Genomic DNA, 17,829 nt, shown 5'->3' with positions numbered 1-17,829 from the left:
TTCCTCGTCACCGACTTCAGGAATTCTAGCTCGCAAGCGCTCTCCCTTCCCTCCCCGTCTTAGGATCGCGGGAATCTCTCCTTGCTTCCAAATTTCGTCCAACCTTGCGTCGCTAACATCCGCGATAAACATCGATAGCCCCTTAGCAGGCGCCTCCTAGGCTGGAAGCAAGTGAAAGTCGGGAGGCCGTTCCCAAAATAACGACTCGCGGCCTACGTCTCTTGAGTGTAGCTTTACGTCGGCACACGCAAAGAAGATTATGTCGCAGGTGACGGGCTTTCGAAGCTGGAGGAAAGCCATATGGATGAGCTACTTACCGACGGAGAGAAACGGTTTCTGCGGTGGCACGGCCTAAGCGTCGACGACGTCTTCGACGCACGAGGCATGTCCGGCGACGTTTGGAAGCGACTCATCCGCGAAGAAGGCAAAACCATCGCCCTCGGGACGGCTTGCGGACGGGGCGGCCACCGCCTCAGAACTCGTGCTGGACACTGCGTGCAATGCGACCCGAAGAAGCTAGCATTTCAGGCACGACACAGCGCCGATCAGTACGTCTATATTGCAGGCTCGCTTTCAACTCAGCTCATCAAAATTGGGACATGCATGAACATCCCGCAGAGGGAACGGCAGTTGCGCGCTGAATCCTATGGCGGCGCAAATGATTGGACCGTGATCTTCTCCGTCGAGGTAAGAAATGCTGGAGACATTGAGCATCAAGCCCGCTCGAAATTATCTCGATTTTCGGTGACGAAACCGTACTGGAAAGATGGTTTTAGCCAGACCGGCATCGAACTGCTCCAATGTTCATTCACCAAGGCCAAAGAGGCACTGCAATCGGCGGCTAAAGATGCGGCGTTATCTGAGCCGCGGAAATCTCGATACACCGTTCTTTATGAATTCGACGAGCCGGCCTGAAACATGATCCACGTCTTCATTAGTTGGTCGGGACAGCTGAGTCGGGAAGTAGCCGCGGCACTTCGCGATTGGCTCCCCGATGCACTGCAGTTTGTGAAGCCCTATTTTTCTCCCAACGACATAGAGAAAGGCGTTCGATGGGAGACCATGCTAACTGAAGAACTTTCCAAATCTTCGGTGGGCCTCTTCGTTATGACTAAGGAAAATCTAGGCAGCAAATGGCTTCATTTCGAAGCGGGTGCAATTTCAAAATCTATTGATAGGGCACACGTATGCACGCTGCTGTTCGGCATTGAGCCCACCGACATTGAGGGGCCATTGAGCGGCTTTCAAGCCACAAAATTCGAAAAAGACGAATTTCGAAGGCTTTTCATGACTATCAACGCCGCTGGCGGCGACAGCAAGTTGCCCGAGTTAAATGCCGATAGGGTCTTTGAGAAGTGGTGGCCAGAACTCGATAAGAGACTCAATGAGATCATTGCAAATCATGAACCAGAGCGAGCCGAAATTCGATCAGAACGAGACCTGATCGAGGAAATCTTGCGTCACGTACGTAACTTGTCGCTCGATCGTTCGTCGTCCAGATCTCCTCCGTCAAATCCACGGCTAACGGAATTTCTAAACATCAGTGATTTTATTGGCATGCGCGACGCTGACCGGTCATGGGTGCCGGTTGTCATCACGTTGAAGAATAGGAATGCGCGAGAGGTCGAAATTGAAAAGGAAGACCTCTTAATGACGCTTAAAGCATTGCCACACGTTAAGCTATTTCCTCAAGAGGATAGCAATAATGTCGATCAAATAGAGATTTTGGTCAGGGCCAATCTGGCGCAACAGGTGATCACAGGCATCAGATCCGAGCATCCAGATATAAACATGCACATCGACGTGCCCGTTAGCTAACGAAAGTCCCAGATTCAAATTTAGCGTTGCGAATGTCCGGCGTCGTCGCCACCCCCTAATTCCTCGCAATAATCTCCCGCTCGCCCTTATGCACCGGGCTCGCGTCTGAAATCCGGCCCACCGCCCGCCGCAGCAGGATCGCCGGCCGCCGCGCCTTCAGCCCCGATCGGCGCCGCCGGCGCGGCTTGGGCCGGGCCGCCGCGATCTCGCCGAGCGGCGGCAGCGCCTTTTTAAAGCCGACCACGTCCTCGACCAAAAGGGGAAGCCCGAGTGTCTCGGCCCAATCGTGCCATTCGGCAAAAGCCTCGTCGGCCTCGTCGGTGATGTGCAGCGGCAGCACCAGGCCGGGATCGTCGTGCGCCAGCACGACGGCCACGGCGCCCTCGCCCGGCATCATGCGCAGCGCCACGCCGTTGAAGGCGGTGAGCGGCATGTTGAACGCCATGCGCATGCCGCCGACCGAGCGGCGCAGCACCACGCGCTCGCGATGCAATTCGATGTGTCTGACGAGCCCGTCGGCCGCGGCGTCGCTCGCCGCATAGCGCACGGGCAGGCAGTGCGGGTCGAGCCGCAATGCGCGGCTCGACCCGGCGGGGCATCCGCCAACTCGCATCTGACGCCTCAAACTCTCCCGCGCCAGGCTTATGTGCCCGGTCGCACGAGAAGCATCGCAGACGGGCGTCCGAAACCGCTTAAGGTTCGCGGTTAATCGATTCTGTCCCGGGTCTTTCCAAAGCGCATGATTGATGGCGGCTGAAAAAGCATGATTGACGAGGTGTTGCGGCGCTCCGTGCAATCGTCGCGGAACCGGTTGCGCGGAGGCGGCGAAAGGGCCATCTGAACGGGGAATTCGCCGCTCTCCATACGGGATCACCGCATGCTCACCCCGACCTCCCTGTTCGACCAGTCCGCCCTCCTCGCGCGCGCCGAGCGCCTGGTGAAGGCGGCGCGCGCCGCCGGCGCCGATGCCGCCGACGCGGTGGCGGTGCGCGCGGTATCGGTCTCGGTCGAGGTGCGCGACGGCGCCGTCGAGGAGTCGGAGAGCGCCGAGGGCGACGATCTCGGCCTGCGCGTCCTCATCGGCAGGAAGCAGGCGGTGGTGTCGACCAACGACATGGCGGGCGACGGCTTTGCGGCGCTGGCCGAGCGCGCGGTGGCCATGGCCCGCGTCGCGCCGGAGGACAAATACGCGGGCTTGGCCGACGTCTCGGAACTGGCGAAGAGCATCCCCGATCTCGATTTGATGGACGGCAAGATGCCGTCGGTCGCCGAACTGGAGGCCACCGCCCGCGCCGCGGAGGCCGCGGGGCTGGCGGTCAAGGGCGTCAGCAAATCCGGCGGCGCGTCGGCGTCCGCGGGCATCGGCGGCATGGTGCTCGTCACCAGCCACGGCTTCACCGGCGCCTATCTCGGCTCCAGCCACGGCGTGTCGATGACGGCGATCGCCGGCGAAGGCACCGGCATGGAGCGCGACTACGATTATTCCAGCGTGCGCCACCTCGCCGACCTCGACAGCCCGGACAAGATCGGCCGCACCGCCGGCGAGCGCGCCATCGCGCGGCTGAACCCGCGCAAGGTGACGACGCGCAAGGTGCCGGTGGTGTTCGATCCGCGCATCGCCGGCTCGCTGGTCGGGCATCTGGCCAGCGCGGTGAACGGCGCGTCGATCGCGCGCAAGTCGAGCTTCCTCAAGGACAGCATGGGCAAGAAGCTGTTCGCCGACGGCATCCGCATCATCGACGACCCGTTGCGCAAGCGCGGCCTGCGCTCGCATCCGTTCGACGGCGAAGGCGTCGCCGGCAAGAGGCTGGCGCTGATCGATGACGGCGTGCTGACGACGTGGATTCTCGATTGCGGCACCGCGCGCGAATTGGGCATGAAGACCACCGGGCATGCGTCGCGCGGCGTCTCCTCGGTGCCGTCGCCGTCGGCCTCGAACCTGCATCTCGAACCGGGCAGGATGACGCCGGCCGAATTGATCGCCGACATCAAGGACGGCTTCTACATCACCGATCTGATCGGCAGCGGCGTCAACATGGTCACCGGCGATTACAGCCGCGGCGCCTCCGGCTTCTGGATCGAGAACGGCCAGATGACTTACGCGGTGAGCGAGGTGACCATCGCCGGGCACCTCACCGACATCTTCCGCTCGCTGACGCCGGCCAATGACCTCGAATTCCGCTACGGCGTCAACGCGCCGACCGTGCGTCTGGAGGGGCTGACCGTTGCCGGCCAGTGATCTCCTGAGCGGACTGGAAGCGGTCATGCACGAAGCGGGCGCGCTCGCGCGCCTCACCGCCGCGCGGCCGTTCAAGCGCTGGACCAAGGGCGCCGAGCAGTCGCCGGTCAGCGAGGCCGACATCGCCGTCAACGACCTCCTGCGCGAGCGGCTGACGCGGCTGGTGCCGGAGGCGGGCTGGATCTCCGAGGAGACCGAGACCGATCAGGCGGCGCGGATGGCGCGGATGGCGCGGATGGCGTGGATCGTCGACCCCATCGACGGCACCCGCGCCTTCATCGCCGGCCGGCCGGACTGGACCATTTCTGTGGCGCTGGTCGAGGACGGCCGCCCGCGGCTCGCCGCCCTCTTCGCGCCGGTCACGGAGCAAATGTTCCTGGCGGAGCGCGGAGCGGGAGCGACGCTCAACGGCGCGGCCATGTGCGCATCGCACGGCGACACCCTCACCGGGGCCACGATCGCCGGGCCGAAACGGTACCTGGACAGACTGGAACGGCTCGACCCCTCGATCCTGCCGCAACCGAAGGTGCACTCACTCGCTCTGCGGCTGACGCGCGTCGGCGCCGGCACGCTGGACGTGGCGTTTTCGTCCGGGGGCAGCCAGGATTGGGACCTTGCGGCGGCCGACCTTTTGGTGCACGAAGCCGGGGGTCTGCTGACCGACTTCGCCGGCCGCCCGCTCCTGTTCAACGGCGGTGGGGCACATAGTGCACTGGTGGCGGCAGGCCCTGCCCGCCATGGCGCGCTCCTGGAACTCGTCCGCGACCGCATGCCGGAGTTCGCGTAGGCTGGTTTTGCACGTCGCGCGCCGGGGCGGCATCACTGGGAACGACAATGTCCGGAACGACCAAACAACTGCCCCATCTCGTCTTTGGCGGCGAGCTCGTCGCACTCGGGGGCACCGAATTCAAGGACCTCTCCAAGCTTGACCTCGTCGGCATCTACCCGAACTACGCCGCCGCTTATTCCATGTGGAAGGCGAAGGCGCAGCAGACCGTCGACAATGCGCACATGCGCTACTTCATCGTGCACTTGCACCGCCTGCTCGACCCCGACGCCGGCAAGCCCGGACACTGAGCCCCCCTGAACATGCCCTCGGCCAAGCAGATCGTCTCCTCCCCCGCTTTTCAAAATGCGGTGGGAACGCTGGGAGCGTGGTATCTTCGCTTCGTCTGGCGGACGAGCAGCAAGCTGCTCGATCCGCCGGACATCTACGATCGGGTCCTCACGCCGGCGATCATTGCCATGTGGCACGGGCAGCATTTTCTCATGCCGTTCCTCAAGCGGGACGACACGTCGCATCGCGCCAAGGTGCTGATCTCGCGCCACCGCGACGGCGAGGTGAACGCCATCGCCGCCGAGAAGCTCGGCATCGGCACCATCCGCGGCTCCGGCGCGCATAACGGCGAGTTTCACCGCAAGGGCGGCGTCAGCGCCTTCACCGAGATGCTGCAGGCGCTCGGCGAGGGCTACAACGTCGCCATGACCGCCGACGTGCCGAAGATCGCGCGCGTCGCCGGGCTGGGCGTCGTCAAGCTGGCGCAGCATTCGGGGCGGCCGATCTATCCCGTCGCCATTGCCTCGAGCCGCCGCAAGGTACTGAACAACTGGGACCGCACCGCCATCAACCTGCCGTTCAGCCGCATCGCCATGGTTGCGAACGAGCCGATCTGGGTGCCGCAGGACGCGAGCGCCGAGGTGCTGGAAGAGAAGCGCGCCGCGGTGGAATCGGAACTCAACCGCCTGACCGAGCACGCCCACAACCTCGCCGATCGCGGGAGGTCCGCGGCGTGACGGCGCCTCTGCCGCGCGCACTGCAAGCCTACCGGCTGGCACTGTCGGCGGCGGCGCCGCTGACGGCGCTGCTACTGCGCCAGCGGCTGGTACGCGGCAAGGAGATCGACGCACGCCTATGCGAGCGCCGCGGCGAAGGCACGCTGCCGCGTCCCGACGGGCCGCTGGTCTGGCTGCACGCCGCCAGTGTCGGCGAACTGATGAGCGTGCTGCCGCTGATCGAACGCATCAGCGGCCGCGGCCTCACCATGCTGGTAACCTCCGGCACCGTCACTTCGAGCGAGATCGCCGCGCAGCGCATGCCGCCCGGCGTCATCCATCAATTTGTGCCGCTGGACGTGCCGCGCTTCGCCGGGCGCTTCCTCGACCATTGGCGGCCGCAGCTCGCCCTGTTCGTCGAATCCGACCTGTGGCCGAACCTGTTGATCGAGACGGCGCGGCGCGACGTGCCGATGGTGCTGCTCAATGCGCGCCTGTCAGAACGCTCGTTTCGCCGCTGGCAGCGTCTGCCGCAGTTCATCGGGCACCTGCTGCAAGGCTTCGATCTCTGCCTCGCGCGCACGCGCGCCGACGCCGAGCGACTGACGCGGCTCGGCGGCCGCAAGGTCGTGGTCAGCGGCAATCTCAAATTGGACGTGCCGGCGCCGCCGGCCGACGCCGCCGCGCTCGCCGCGCTGCAGGATGCCGTCGGCGCGCGGCCGGTGATGGCCGCAGCCTCGACGCATCCGGGCGAAGACGAACTGGTGATCGCCGCGCACAAGCGCCTGCGCGCCGGCACGCCCGGCCTGCTGACGCTGATCGCGCCGCGCCATCCCGAGCGCGGGCCGCAGATCGCAGCGCTGGCGCGCGCGGCCGGGCTCAATGCCGCCGTGCGCTCCGAAAACGCGCTGCCGGATGCCGCAACCGAAATCTACGTCGCCGACACAATGGGCGAGCTCGGCCTGCTCTATCGCCTGACGCCGGTCGTGTTCATCGGCGGCTCGCTGATCCCGCACGGCGGACAGAATCCGATCGAGCCGGCCAAGCTTGGCGCGGCCATTGTGCACGGGCCGCACGTCGCCAATTTCCAGGAGCTTTATGCCGAGCTCGATGCCGCGCACGGGGCCGAACTCGTCGCCGACGGCGACCGGCTCGCCGCGGCGCTCGGCGCGCTGCTGACGCAGCCGGTTCTGCGCGAGCGTGTGGCGCGCGCCGGCCACGAGGTCGTCGAGGCGCTCGGCGGCGCGCTGGAGCGCACGATGCAGGCGCTCGAGCCCTATCTCGATCCGCTGCAGCACCGGCAGGACGCGCACCATGCGTGAACCGGGCTTCTGGTGGCGCAAGGCGGGGCTCGCGTCGGCCCTGCTGTCGCCGCTGGCGGCAGCCTATGGCGCCGTCGCGGCGCCGCGCATGGCACGCGCCGGCGCCCGCGCCGGCGTACCGGTCATCTGTATCGGGAATTTCACGCTCGGCGGCGCCGGCAAGACGCCGACCGCCATCGCCATTGCGCGTATGCTGCGCGAGGGTGGAGAGCGCGTGTTCTTCCTGACGCGCGGCTATGGCGGCAGCGCCAACGGGCCGAAACTGGTCGATGCAGACGCGGACCGCGCCGACGTGGTTGGCGACGAAGCGCTGCTGCTTGCGCGCGTTGCGCCGACCATCGTGGCGCGCGACCGCGTCGCCGGCGCAAGCGCAGCGAAAGCGCACGGCGCGCAGCTCATCCTCATGGACGACGGCCTGCAGAACGGATCGCTCGAGAAGAATTTCAGGCTGGCAGTGATCGACGGCCGTCGCGGCATCGGCAATGCTCGCGTCTTCCCGGCCGGGCCGCTACGCGCGCCGCTCGCGGCGCAGCTTGCACGCGTCGACGCGTTGCTGGTCGTCGGCGGCGGCGCCGGTGCGAGCGATGTGGTTGCCGCAGCGGCGCAACGCGGCCTGCCGGTCTGGCACGGCCGCCTCGCGCCCCATCACGAGACCGCTGGCGCCATCGCTCGGCCGGTGCTGGCCTTTGCCGGTATCGGCGATCCCGACAAGTTCTTCGCGACGGCGCAAGAGGCCGGCCTCGAGATCGCGCAACGCCGCACCTTTCCCGATCATCATTGCTTCACTGCCGAAGAGGGGGCGGAACTGTTGATGGCCGCCGACCGCGACGCGCTGGCCCTGCTCACCACCGAGAAGGACCACGCGCGCATGACCGCCGATCCCGCGCTCGCGGCGCTGGCGCAGCGCGCGCATGTGCTACCGGTGACGATGCAGATCGACGAGATGGCGCAATTGCAGGCGGCGCTTAGAAAGGCCCTCGGCCGCTAGCGCGCCTCGCTTTTCAGCCGCTGCAGCACGGCCTCCGGCGACACATAAGGCTCCTGCAAATCGACGCTCCAGTATTTGAGCTCTTCCAGCGGGATCGGCACGCCAGTGACGGCGCAGCGCACATAGGCGCCCGGGCGCACGACGCGGAAATCGCCATCGAGGTATTTCACCTCGGCTTCGCCGTCCATCGACGAGCGGTCATAGCGATTGAGCAAGGCGGCCTCCGGAATGCTGCGTCATGCCAAGATAGTCGTTCGGGCGGCGCTGCGAAACCCTAGCCGAACAGGCTTCCCTGCCCGCCAGGGCCGCCCTCGCCGCCTTTGCTGCGCGGTTTCGGCTTGGCAGCCGGAGCTGGACGCGCCTCGCCGTCGGCGACCGCCCCAACCCGGCCGTCCGCGAACTCGATCTCCAGCCGCATGCCGGTTGGAACATCGGCGGCCGCGCGCAGCGGCCGGCCCTCACCGTCACGCACGAGCGCGAAACCGCGCTTGAGCACGTCGCGGTAGGAGAAGGCCGCCAGCAGCCGCTCGGCGCGTTCGACGCGCGCCGTGCCCCGATCGAGGTATGTGCGCATCGCACGGTGCGCGGCGTTGCCGCAGGCCGTGACGCGGTCGCGATGCCGCGCCAGACGCGCCCGGTGCGCCTGTGCATTGGCAAGCAGGCTGGTGCTCAGCCGGCCCTTGAGATTGGTGTAACGCTCGCGCCGGCGCTCGATCTGATTGCTCAGGAGCCGTGGCGACAGGCGCGAGGCCACACGCGAATACTGCGTATGATGGATCTGCGCATTGGCGCGCAGCGCGCGTGGCAGCCGCTCGGCCAGGCTGTCGAGTTGCTGTCGCGGCTGCGCCAGGATGTCCTTCGGCAGCGCGCGGGTCAGCAGGTTCAGTTCCTTGCGCCGCTGCTCGATGCCGCGCTGCCAGCACGACAGTTTGCGCGCACCGAGTTGCGACAGCCGCACGAGAAGCTCGGAGCGCACCGGCACGGCCTTCTCGGCCGCCGCGGTCGGCGTCGGTGCGCGCCAGTCGGCGGCGAAATCGATGAGCGTGAAATCGGTCTCGTGGCCGACCGCGGAGATGAGCGGGATCATGCTGGCGGCGGCCGCGCGCACCACGATCTCCTCGTTGAACGACCACAGGTCTTCGAGCGAACCACCACCACGCGCCACAATGATGAGATCAGGACGCGGCAGCGGGCCCCGCTCCGGCAGCGCATTGAAGCCTGCGATGCCATTGGCGACTTCGGCGGCGCTGGTCTCGCCCTGCACCCGCACCGGCCATACCAGCACCCGGCGCGGGAAGCGGTCGGCGAGCCGGTGCAGGATGTCGCGGATGACGGCGCCGGTCGGCGAGGTGACGACGCCGATCACCTCGGGGATGAACGGCAGCAACTGCTTGCGCGCCTCGTCGAACAGACCTTCGGCGGCGAGCTTCTTCTTCCGCTCCTCCAGGAGCTTCATCAGCGCGCCGATGCCGGCAGGCTCGAGACTGTCGATGACGATCTGGTACTTGGACGAGCCGGGGAACGTGGTCAGCCGCCCGGTGGCGATGACGTCGAGGCCCTCCTCGGGCTTGACCCGCATGCGGCCGAAGGTGCCCTTCCAGATGACGCCCTCAAGCACCGCCTTGTCGTCCTTGAGGCGGAAATAGCAGTGCCCGGACGGCGAGGCGCCGCGGAAGCCGGAGACCTCGCCGCGCACGCGGACATAGCCGTAGGCGTCCTCGACGGTGCGCTTGAGCGCCGCCGACAGCTCGGAAACGGTCCATTCCACAGCGTTTTTCAGCGCGGGTTCCGCCATCGGGGCCGAATCTCTTGCGGGGCGAAGGGAAACCCTGTTTCAGATGGATAAGGTGCCCCGGTCAAGCCCGGGCAAGGCCCGGGAGACGAGCGCCGGCATGAACATCCTGATCCTCGGTTCCGGCGGCCGCGAGCACGCGTTGGCCTGGAAGATCGCCGCCAGCCCGCTGTGCTCGACGCTCTACTGCGCGCCGGGCAATGCCGGTATCGCGCAGGTAGCCGCGTGCGTCGCGCTCGACATCGCCGACCACAAAGCGGTGATCGCCTTCGCCAAGGAGAAGACGATCGCGTTCGTCGTGGTCGGGCCGGAGGCGCCGCTCTGCGCCGGCATCGTCGACGATCTCGAAGCCGCCGGCATCAAGGCCTTCGGCCCGGGCAAATGGGCGGCGCGGCTCGAAGGCTCCAAGGGCTTCACCAAGGACCTGTGCAAGGCCAACGACATCCCGACCGCCGCCTACCGGCGCTTCAAGCATGCCGCCGACGCCAAGGCTTACGTGCGCGAGCGCGGCGCGCCGATCGTGGTGAAGGATGACGGCCTCGCCGCCGGCAAGGGCGTCGTGGTCGCCGCGACCGTCGCGGAAGCGGAAGCGGCGATCGACATGATGTTCGACGGCGGCGGCGGCAAGCGCGCCTGGGAGATCGTCGTCGAGGACTGCCTCGTCGGCGAGGAGGCGTCGTTCTTCGCGCTGTGCGACGGCGACACCGCCATCCCGCTCGCGTCGGCGCAGGACCACAAGCGCGCCTTCGATGGCGACAAGGGCCCGAACACCGGCGGCATGGGCGCCTATTCGCCGGCGCCGATCATGACGGACGAGATGAACGCGCGCGTGATGCGCGAGATCATCGAGCCGACCGTGCGCGCGATGAAAGCGATGGGCGCGCCGTACAAGGGCGTGCTGTTCGCCGGGCTGATGATCACCGAGAGCGGGCCGCAGCTCATCGAATACAACGTGCGGTTCGGCGACCCAGAGACGCAGGTCTTGATGCTGCGGCTGATGTCCGACCTGCTACCGGCGCTGATCGCCGCGCGCGACGGGCAACTGAAGAACATCGCCTTGCGCTGGTACGAAGACGCTGCGCTCACCGTGGTGATGGCGGCGAAGGGTTATCCCGGCGACTACGGTAAGGGCACCGTGATCGAGGGTCTCGCCGAAGCGGCGCAGGTCGAGAACGTCGAGATCTTTCATGCTGGCACCAGGGCCGACGGCGGCCGCATCCTCGCCAATGGCGGGCGCGTGCTCAATGTCAGCGCACGCGGCAAGACGGTGCGCGAGGCGCAGAGCAGAGCCTATGCCGCCGTCGACCGCATCAAATGGCCGGAGGGCTTTTGCCGCCGCGACATCGGCTGGCGCGCGGTGCAAAGAGAGAAGTAGATTCCGTCATGGCCGGGCTTGTCCCGGCCATCCACGTCTTGCTTTGATGCTGCAAGAAAGGCGTGGATGCCCGGCACAAGGCCGGGCATGACGAAGCAGTTGCCGGAGAATTGGAAGAATGCATCCTGTCCTGCGTCTCTATGAAGACGTTCTGTCGAGCGCCGAGAACGTCGTGTTCGAATTGCCGCCGCTACCGCGCTTCATCTTCGTGGTACACGGCAGCGCCACCATCGCCGGCGAGACTGTGGCGAGCGGCAACGCCTGGCAGGGCGAGGGCACCGTGACGGTGAAGCCCGGCGAGGCCGGCGTCACCTGCTGGCGCTGGGAACTGGCACGCGGCGACCAGGGCTCCACCACGGCGAATGCGCCCGGCATGATCACGCACGAGAAGCTGTCCGCCTATCTCGAGACGCTGCCGAGGGGCGAGCTCTTGATGCGCGGCGACAGCGTCGCCTTCCCGCCCGGCGGCTGCGCCTATCTGCATCGCCACCAGGGCCCGGGCATCCGCTGCCTTGTCGACGGCGGCATCCGCATCGACACGCACGGCCGATCGACGAGCTACGGCCCGGGCGGCGCCTGGTACGAGAGCGGGCCCGATCCGGTGTTCGCGCAAGGCTCGGCCGACAAACCGTCGCGCTTCATCCGCGTCATGATCCTGCCGCGCGCGCTCGTGGGCCAGAGTTCGATTCAGTACGTCAACGACGACGACAAGGCGAAGCCGAAGGCGCAGCAGTACAAGATCTTCGCCGACGCGCCGATCGCGTTCGGAGTGAGGAAGTAGTTGGGCATCGACCGGCACAGCTTCCTTTCCCTCTCCCCGCACGCGGGGAGAGGGTGGCGAGCATTGAGCGACCAGCGAAATGCGAGCCGGGTGAGGGGGTGCATCGAAGCGCCCGGACTCGCGGTCACGCCCCCTCACCCGCCCGCCTTCGCTGCGCTCGACGGTCGACCTCTCCCCGCACGCGGGGAGAGGTGAAGGAGCCGCATGACAAGCATAGACCGGCAGGAGGCGTTTTCGGGCACCAAGGACGCGGCGCCGGCCTTGGCGCTCGATGCGGCGCGGCTCGAACGCTACCTGACGGCGCAGGTCAAAGGCTTCGCCGGACCGCTCACCGTCAAGCAATTCAAGGGCGGCCAGTCGAACCCGACCTACATGCTGGAGACGCCGCGGCGCCGCTACGTGCTGCGGCGAAAGCCGCCGGGCAAGCTGCTGCCCTCGGCGCACGCCGTCGACCGCGAATACCGCGTCATCAGCGCGCTCTCCGCGCAGGGCTTTCCCGTCGCCAGGCCGTTCGTCTATTGCGCCGACGAGAGTGTCGCCGGCACCGCCTTCTACGTGATGGACTTCGTCGACGGCCGCGTGTTCTGGGAACCGCAGATGCCCGGCTCCGAGCCGGCCGAGCGCGCCGCAATCTACGACGCCATGAACGCGACCATCGCGCGGCTGCACGCGTTCGATCCGGCGGAGATCGGACTGGCCGATTTCGGCAAGGGCGAGAACTACGTCGCGCGTCAGGTCGAGCGCTGGTCGAAGCAATACCGCGCCTCCGAGACCGAGAAGATCGAGGCGATGGAACAGCTGATCGCCTGGCTGCCGCGGCACATCCCGCCGGCGCAGACGGTGCGGCTGGTGCACGGCGACTTCCGGCTCGACAATCTTATCATCGCGCGCGACGCGCCCGAGGTCGCCGCCGTGCTCGACTGGGAATTGTCGACGCTCGGCGATCCGCTCGCCGATTTCACCTACCATCTGATGGCCTGGCACATGCCGGCCTCGGAGAGCGCCGCCGGCACCGCGAGCCTCGTCGGCCACGATCTCGGCGCGCTCGGCATTCCCTCGATGGCGGATTACGTCGACGATTACGTCGCGCGTACCGGACTCGATCCGCGTCCGCATCTCGCGACCTACATGGCCTATAATTTCTTCCGCATTGCCGCCATCCTGCAGGGCATCATCGGCCGCGTGCGCGACGGCACCGCGACCAGCGAGCACGCGCCGGCGAAAGCCGAGATGATCCGCCCCCTCGCCGAGCAGGCATGGAAATTCGCAGAGGCCGCCGGCGCCTGATGGTGAACGAAGCCTTGCCGACGAACCCCGGATTCCGGGGATGCGGGTTCCACTCCGTTGAGAGCTGCCGCCTATGGTCCGCCCGAAATCGGGAGAGGACCAATGAGCATCAGCAGCATCGGAATCCAGACCGTGACACCAACCACCGGCACCGGCGCGCAGCGGCCGCAGAGCACGGAGCAGCAGCAGCAGCAGAGCGCGAGCAACGACAACAGCGCGGCGAACGGTTCGGCAAAAAGCGGCTCGGCGCAAACGCTCGGCCGCCACGTCGACAAGCGCGTCTAGCGCCGCTCGCGGAAGAAGTCCTTCAGCAGCACGGACGCATCGCTTTCGTTGATGCCACCATAGACCTCCGGCCGGTGATGGCAGGTCGGCGCCGAAAAGAAGCGCACGCCGTGCTCGACCGCTCCGCCCTTTTCATCGGCGGCGCCGAAATAAAGCCGGCGGATCCGGGCGAACGACATCGCCGATGCGCACATCGTGCACGGCTCCAGAGTCACGTAGAGATCGCAATCGGTCAGCCGCTCCGAGCCGAGCGCGGCCGCCGCCTGGCGGATGGCCAGCAGTTCGGCGTGCGCCGTCGGATCCTTGTCGGCGAGCGTGCGGTTGCCGGCGCGCGCGACGATCTCCCCATCCCGCACGATGACACAACCGACCGGCACCTCGCCGCGGGCCTGCGCCGCGCGCGCCTCGTCGAGGGCCGTTTGCATGAAAGAAGGGGCCGGCATCAGGTCTCCGTCACGCCCGGCCTTGTGCCGGGCATCCACGCCTTATACACGGTCCACGGAACAAGACGTGGATGGCCGGGACAAGCCCGGCGATGACGTGGAGAAAAATGGCCGATAAACCTGCGCCCGCCGGCGACCGCATCGCCAAGGTGATCGCCCGCGCGGGGCTCGCGTCGCGGCGCGAGGCGGAGGCGTGGATCGCCGCCGGCCGCGTCACGGTCAACGGCAAGCCGATCTCCTCCCCCGCCCTCAATGTCGGTCCGCGCGACCGCATCGCCGTCGACGGCCAGCCGTTGCCTGGCCGGACGCGCACGCGGCTGTTCCTCTGCAACAAGCCGCGCGGGCTGGTCACCACCCATTCCGACCCGGAAGGCCGGCCGACCATCTTCGGCGCGCTCCCGAAGCACCTGCCACGGCTGATCAGCGTCGGCCGCCTCGACATGAACACCGAGGGGCTGCTGCTGCTCACCAATGACGGCGGGCTGGCGCGCGCACTCGAACTGCCGGCCACCGGCTGGGTGCGCCGCTATCGCGTGCGCGCGCTCGGCCGTATCTCGCAGGAGACGTTGGACGGCCTGAAGAAGGGCGTCACGGTCGAGGGTATCCACTATGGGCCGATCGAGGCGACGCTCGAGCGCCAGCTCGAGTCGAATTGCTGGCTGGCTGTGGCGATCCGCGAGGGCAAGAACCGCGAGGTGCGCCGCGTGATGGAGTCGCTCGGCCTCAAGGTGAGCCGCTTGATCCGCATTGCCTTTGGGCCGTTCGAACTGCCGCCGATCAACGAGTGCGAGGTCAAGGAGGTCGAGACCGCGGCGCTGAAGAAGGCGCTGGGCCCGGAAATCATCACGCAGGCCGAGGCGGATTTCGAGGCGCCGCTGGAGACCCCCACGCCGCTCATTCCCGCGAAAGCAGGAATCCAGAAGGGCGCTGCTGCGCGGCCTGGCCGCGCTGGGTCCCCGAATTCGCGGGGACGACCGGGCAAACCGGGCGATAGGCCGGCTACGTCGCGGCGTGACGACGAACGGCCCGAGACCGGGCGGAGCAAGCACAACAAGCGCCGCCGGCCCGATCGCTCCGGCGGGCCGCGGCCCTCGCGCCCGCGGGCGAAATAATGCGCATCGTCGGCGGCCGCCTGCGCTCGCGCCCGATCGCCGGGCCGAAAGGGCCCGGCTTGCGTCCGACCGCCGACCGGCTGCGCGAGTCGCTGTTCAACATCCTCGCCCATGCCTACGGCGATCCGGTCGCGGGCGCACGCGTGCTCGACCTGTTCGCCGGCACCGGCGCGCTCGGCATCGAGGCGGCATCGCGCGGCGCCGCCTTCGTGCTGTTCGTCGACGACGGCGTCGAAGCGCGCGCGCTACTCAGGCAGAACAGCGAAACGCTCGGCCTCGGCGGCACGACGCGCATCTTCCGCCGCGACGCGACCAAGCTTGGGCCGGCGCATCCGATCGAGGCGTTCTCGCTCGTCTTCCTCGATCCGCCTTACGGCAAGGGACTGGCCGAGAAGGCGCTCGTCGCGGCGCGCGACGGCGGCTGGCTCAAGCCTCAGGCCTTGATCGTGGTCGAGGAGGCGACGGAAGCCGCGTTCAAGCCGCCGGAGGGATTCGAAGAAGTCGAGCGGCGGGCGTACGACGATACGGAATTGATATTCTTGAGAACGCTCTGACAACTGCAAAACGTTCGCGTCCCTCAACGCCGCCCGAACAACCGCTCGATGTCGCTGAGCTTCAACTCGACATAGGTCGGCCGGCCGTGATTGCACTGGCCGGAGTTCGGCACGGCTTCCATTTCGCGCAGCAGCGCGTTCATCTCGTCGGGCTTCAGGCGACGCCCCGAGCGCACCGAGCCGTGGCAGGCCATGGTCGCAGCGACATGCAAGAGCCGCCGCTCGAGCGGCAGCGAATCGTCCCACTCGGCCATGTGCTCGGCGAGATCACAAACCAATCCACGGACATTGACCTGTCCAAGCATAGACGGCGTCTCGCGCACCGCCACCGCGCCGGGGCCGAAACTTTCGACGACGAGACCGAAGCGCGCGAGTTCGTCGGCGCGGGCGACGAGCCGCGCGGCGGCGCCTTCGTCGAGCTCGACGATCTCGGGGATCAGCAGGATCTGCCGCGCCACGCCGGACGCATCGAGTGCATCCTTCAGTCGTTCGTAGACGATGCGCTCGTGCGCGGCGTGCTGGTCGACGATGACGAGGCCGTCGCGCGTCTGCGCCACGATGTAGTTCTCGTGGATTTGCGCCCGCGCCGCGCCGAGCGGATGATCGAGCAACTCCGGCGCGGGCTCCGCTTCGGCGAGCGCCGCCGACGGCGCGCCGACGTCGAAGGCCGCCTGCGCCACTTCGGCAAAACCGAGCGCGGTTGCGCCGCGCGTCGTCGCAAAGCCCGCCGGCCGCGCCGGCGAATGCCGCCAGTCGTAGCCGCCGCGCGGCGGCGCCGCCGCGGGCCGGAATGTGGCGATGGTCGCGCCGCCGCCGGTCGTCGCGGCGCGCTGCGCGTCGCGCGCCAGCGCCTCCTTGAGCGCGCGCACGATCAGCCCGCGCACCAGCGCGCCGTCGCGGAAGCGCACTTCCGTTTTCGCCGGATGCACGTTGACGTCGACCTCGTGCGCGTCGAGCGTCACGAACAGCGCGAGCAGCGGATGCCGGTCGCGCGGCAGATAGTCGGCATAGGCCGCGCGCACCGCGCCGACGAGGACCTTGTCGCGCACCGGGCGGCCGTTGACGAACAGGAACTGGCCGAGCGAATTCGCCCGCGACAGCGTCGGCAGCCCGGCGAAGCCGGACAGATGCACGCCCTCGCGCTCGGCGTCGACCGCAATCGCATTGGCGCGGAAGTCGGCGCCCATCACGTCGCCGAGCCGCGTCAATTCGTCGGCAGCCGGACCCCACGTGACCGGCGCGCGCTCCTCGCCGGCGAGCGTGAAGGCGACGTCCGGCCGGCTCATCGCCAGCCGCCGCACCACCTCGCGCACGGCCTCGGCCTCGCTGCGGTCGGTCTTGAGAAACTTCAGTCGCGCCGGCGTCGCATAGAAGAGATCACGGACTTCGACCATGGTGCCGGCGGTCAGCGCCGCCGGGCGGAGCTCCGACTTGACGCCGGCATCGACGGTGAGCGCCCAGGCGTGCGGCTCGGATTTGTGCCGCGTGGTGATGGTCAGCCGCGCCACCGCGCCGATCGACGGCAGCGCCTCGCCGCGGAAGCCGAGCGTGCGGATGTCGAGCAGGTCCTCGCCGGAGAGCTTCGAGGTGGCGTGCCGCTCGACCGCGAGGTCGAGATCGGCGCGCGTCATGCCCTCGCCGTCGTCGGTGATGCGGATCAAGCGGCGGCCGCCGCCGTCGGTCAGAACGTCGACTCGCGTCGCGCCGGCGTCGAGCGCGTTCTCGACCAGCTCCTTGACGACGCTCGCCGGCCGCTCGACCACCTCGCCGGCGGCGATGCGGTTGACGATTCCCTCGGAGAGCTGGCGGACGGGCATTCGAAATACGACCTGATTCGACTGCACACGAGTTTACCGGGGTGGGTATGGCCGCCGCGAGGCGCGCCCGAACGCTATGCCCGCTTTCCTTTGGACAGTGCAGGCATGCGCCATCGCCCGTGTTTTTTGGTCGGCGCCGGGTACGCCGCAGTTCCGCTCCTTCATCGCACTCCCCCGAGGGGAGCGGAGCGCCGGCAGACGCGGGGGTGTGCGAGACCCCCGGTGAGCGGCCGGCGAGACCGC

The 17,829-nt window shown here is 67.5% G+C and carries 19 protein-coding genes; 14 read left to right on the top strand and 5 right to left on the bottom strand.

Annotated elements, in window-relative coordinates; genetic code table 11:
- Positions 1 to 300: 300 nt before the first annotated feature.
- Positions 301 to 915, top strand: a complete 615-nt coding sequence (locus VGV41_RS02050; protein WP_326861985.1) for a GIY-YIG nuclease family protein — start codon at positions 301 to 303, stop codon at positions 913 to 915.
- 3 nt (positions 916 to 918) lie between these two features.
- Positions 919 to 1,818 (top strand): TIR domain-containing protein, encoded by a 900-nt coding sequence (locus VGV41_RS02045; protein WP_326861984.1) that lies wholly within the window; start codon positions 919 to 921, stop codon positions 1,816 to 1,818.
- 55 nt (positions 1,819 to 1,873) lie between these two features.
- On the opposite strand, the gene VGV41_RS02040 is transcribed toward VGV41_RS02045, so the two are convergent.
- Positions 1,874 to 2,443: a DUF6101 family protein gene (locus VGV41_RS02040; RefSeq protein ID WP_326862180.1), complete on the bottom strand. Its 570-nt coding sequence runs from the start codon at positions 2,441 to 2,443 to the stop codon at positions 1,874 to 1,876.
- Positions 2,444 to 2,695: 252 nt separating this feature from the next.
- Between VGV41_RS02040 and VGV41_RS02035 the strand changes: the two genes are divergently transcribed.
- The 6 genes from VGV41_RS02035 to lpxK are packed head-to-tail and all read left to right on the top strand — an operon-like array spanning position 2,696 to position 8,140.
- Entirely contained in the window at positions 2,696 to 4,057 is a 1,362-nt protein-coding gene (locus VGV41_RS02035; protein WP_326861983.1) for a TldD/PmbA family protein, read from the top strand.
- Positions 4,044 to 4,844 (top strand): 3'(2'),5'-bisphosphate nucleotidase CysQ, encoded by an 801-nt coding sequence (locus tag VGV41_RS02030; protein ID WP_326861982.1) that lies wholly within the window; start codon positions 4,044 to 4,046, stop codon positions 4,842 to 4,844. Before VGV41_RS02035 ends, VGV41_RS02030 begins: the two co-directional genes overlap by 14 nt.
- A gap of 47 nt (positions 4,845 to 4,891) precedes the next feature.
- Entirely contained in the window at positions 4,892 to 5,134 is a 243-nt protein-coding gene (locus VGV41_RS02025; protein ID WP_326861981.1) for a DUF4170 domain-containing protein, read from the top strand.
- Positions 5,135 to 5,146: 12 nt separating this feature from the next.
- Positions 5,147 to 5,851 (top strand): lysophospholipid acyltransferase family protein, encoded by a 705-nt coding sequence (locus VGV41_RS02020; RefSeq protein WP_326861980.1) that lies wholly within the window; start codon positions 5,147 to 5,149, stop codon positions 5,849 to 5,851.
- Positions 5,848 to 7,152 carry a 3-deoxy-D-manno-octulosonic acid transferase gene (locus VGV41_RS02015; RefSeq protein WP_326861979.1) on the top strand — a complete coding sequence of 435 codons (1,305 nt, stop codon included), beginning with the start codon at positions 5,848 to 5,850 and terminating at the stop codon, positions 7,150 to 7,152. The genes VGV41_RS02020 and VGV41_RS02015 overlap by 4 nt, the downstream gene beginning before the upstream one ends.
- A complete protein-coding gene (gene lpxK / locus VGV41_RS02010; RefSeq protein ID WP_326861978.1) occupies positions 7,145 to 8,140 on the top strand; it encodes a tetraacyldisaccharide 4'-kinase in 996 nt (331 codons plus the stop codon). The genes VGV41_RS02015 and lpxK overlap by 8 nt, the downstream gene beginning before the upstream one ends.
- Here the strand turns inward: lpxK and VGV41_RS02005 are convergent.
- Both VGV41_RS02005 and xseA read right to left on the bottom strand, forming a co-directional pair.
- A complete protein-coding gene (locus VGV41_RS02005; RefSeq protein WP_326862179.1) occupies positions 8,137 to 8,328 on the bottom strand; it encodes a DUF2093 domain-containing protein in 192 nt (63 codons plus the stop codon). The genes lpxK and VGV41_RS02005 overlap by 4 nt on opposite strands.
- 86 nt (positions 8,329 to 8,414) lie before the next feature.
- Positions 8,415 to 9,935 carry an exodeoxyribonuclease VII large subunit gene (gene xseA / locus VGV41_RS02000; protein WP_326861977.1) on the bottom strand — a complete coding sequence of 507 codons (1,521 nt, stop codon included), beginning with the start codon at positions 9,933 to 9,935 and terminating at the stop codon, positions 8,415 to 8,417.
- A 97-nt stretch (positions 9,936 to 10,032) separates the two neighbouring features.
- Here xseA and purD point away from each other — a divergent pair, with 97 nt between their 5' ends.
- From purD to VGV41_RS01980, 4 genes are all read left to right on the top strand, one after another.
- Entirely contained in the window at positions 10,033 to 11,307 is a 1,275-nt protein-coding gene (gene purD, locus VGV41_RS01995; RefSeq protein WP_326861976.1) for a phosphoribosylamine--glycine ligase, read from the top strand.
- A gap of 118 nt (positions 11,308 to 11,425) precedes the next feature.
- Positions 11,426 to 12,088, top strand: coding sequence for a hypothetical protein (locus VGV41_RS01990; protein WP_326861975.1), 663 nt, complete (start codon positions 11,426 to 11,428; stop codon positions 12,086 to 12,088).
- 204 nt (positions 12,089 to 12,292) lie between these two features.
- A complete protein-coding gene (locus tag VGV41_RS01985; protein WP_326861974.1) occupies positions 12,293 to 13,375 on the top strand; it encodes a phosphotransferase family protein in 1,083 nt (360 codons plus the stop codon).
- Positions 13,376 to 13,477: 102 nt separating this feature from the next.
- The gene (locus VGV41_RS01980) at positions 13,478 to 13,660 is read left to right on the top strand and encodes a hypothetical protein (protein WP_326861973.1); all 183 of its coding nucleotides are present in this window, start codon (positions 13,478 to 13,480) and stop codon (positions 13,658 to 13,660) included.
- Here the strand turns inward: VGV41_RS01980 and VGV41_RS01975 are convergent.
- A complete protein-coding gene (locus VGV41_RS01975) occupies positions 13,657 to 14,103 on the bottom strand; it encodes a nucleoside deaminase (RefSeq protein WP_326861972.1) in 447 nt (148 codons plus the stop codon). The genes VGV41_RS01980 and VGV41_RS01975 overlap by 4 nt on opposite strands.
- A 107-nt stretch (positions 14,104 to 14,210) precedes the next feature.
- Here VGV41_RS01975 and VGV41_RS01970 point away from each other — a divergent pair, with 107 nt between their 5' ends.
- Positions 14,211 to 15,215 (top strand): pseudouridine synthase, encoded by a 1,005-nt coding sequence (locus tag VGV41_RS01970; RefSeq protein WP_326861971.1) that lies wholly within the window; start codon positions 14,211 to 14,213, stop codon positions 15,213 to 15,215.
- Positions 15,215 to 15,769 carry a 16S rRNA (guanine(966)-N(2))-methyltransferase RsmD gene (gene rsmD, locus VGV41_RS01965; RefSeq protein WP_326861970.1) on the top strand — a complete coding sequence of 185 codons (555 nt, stop codon included), beginning with the start codon at positions 15,215 to 15,217 and terminating at the stop codon, positions 15,767 to 15,769. Before VGV41_RS01970 ends, rsmD begins: the two co-directional genes overlap by 1 nt.
- A 23-nt stretch (positions 15,770 to 15,792) precedes the next feature.
- Here rsmD and mutL read toward each other — a convergent pair whose 3' ends face one another.
- Complete coding sequence (gene mutL, locus VGV41_RS01960) at positions 15,793 to 17,586, bottom strand: DNA mismatch repair endonuclease MutL (RefSeq protein ID WP_326861969.1); 1,794 nt, start codon at positions 17,584 to 17,586, stop codon at positions 15,793 to 15,795.
- Positions 17,587 to 17,829: the final 243 nt, after the last annotated feature.

It is taken from the genome of Pseudolabrys sp. (assembly GCF_035943735.1).
GTDB lineage: Bacteria > Pseudomonadota > Alphaproteobacteria > Rhizobiales > Xanthobacteraceae > Pseudolabrys.
The sequence above is the reverse complement of the archived record's forward strand: the minus strand, read 5'-3'. Positions and strand labels throughout refer to the sequence as shown.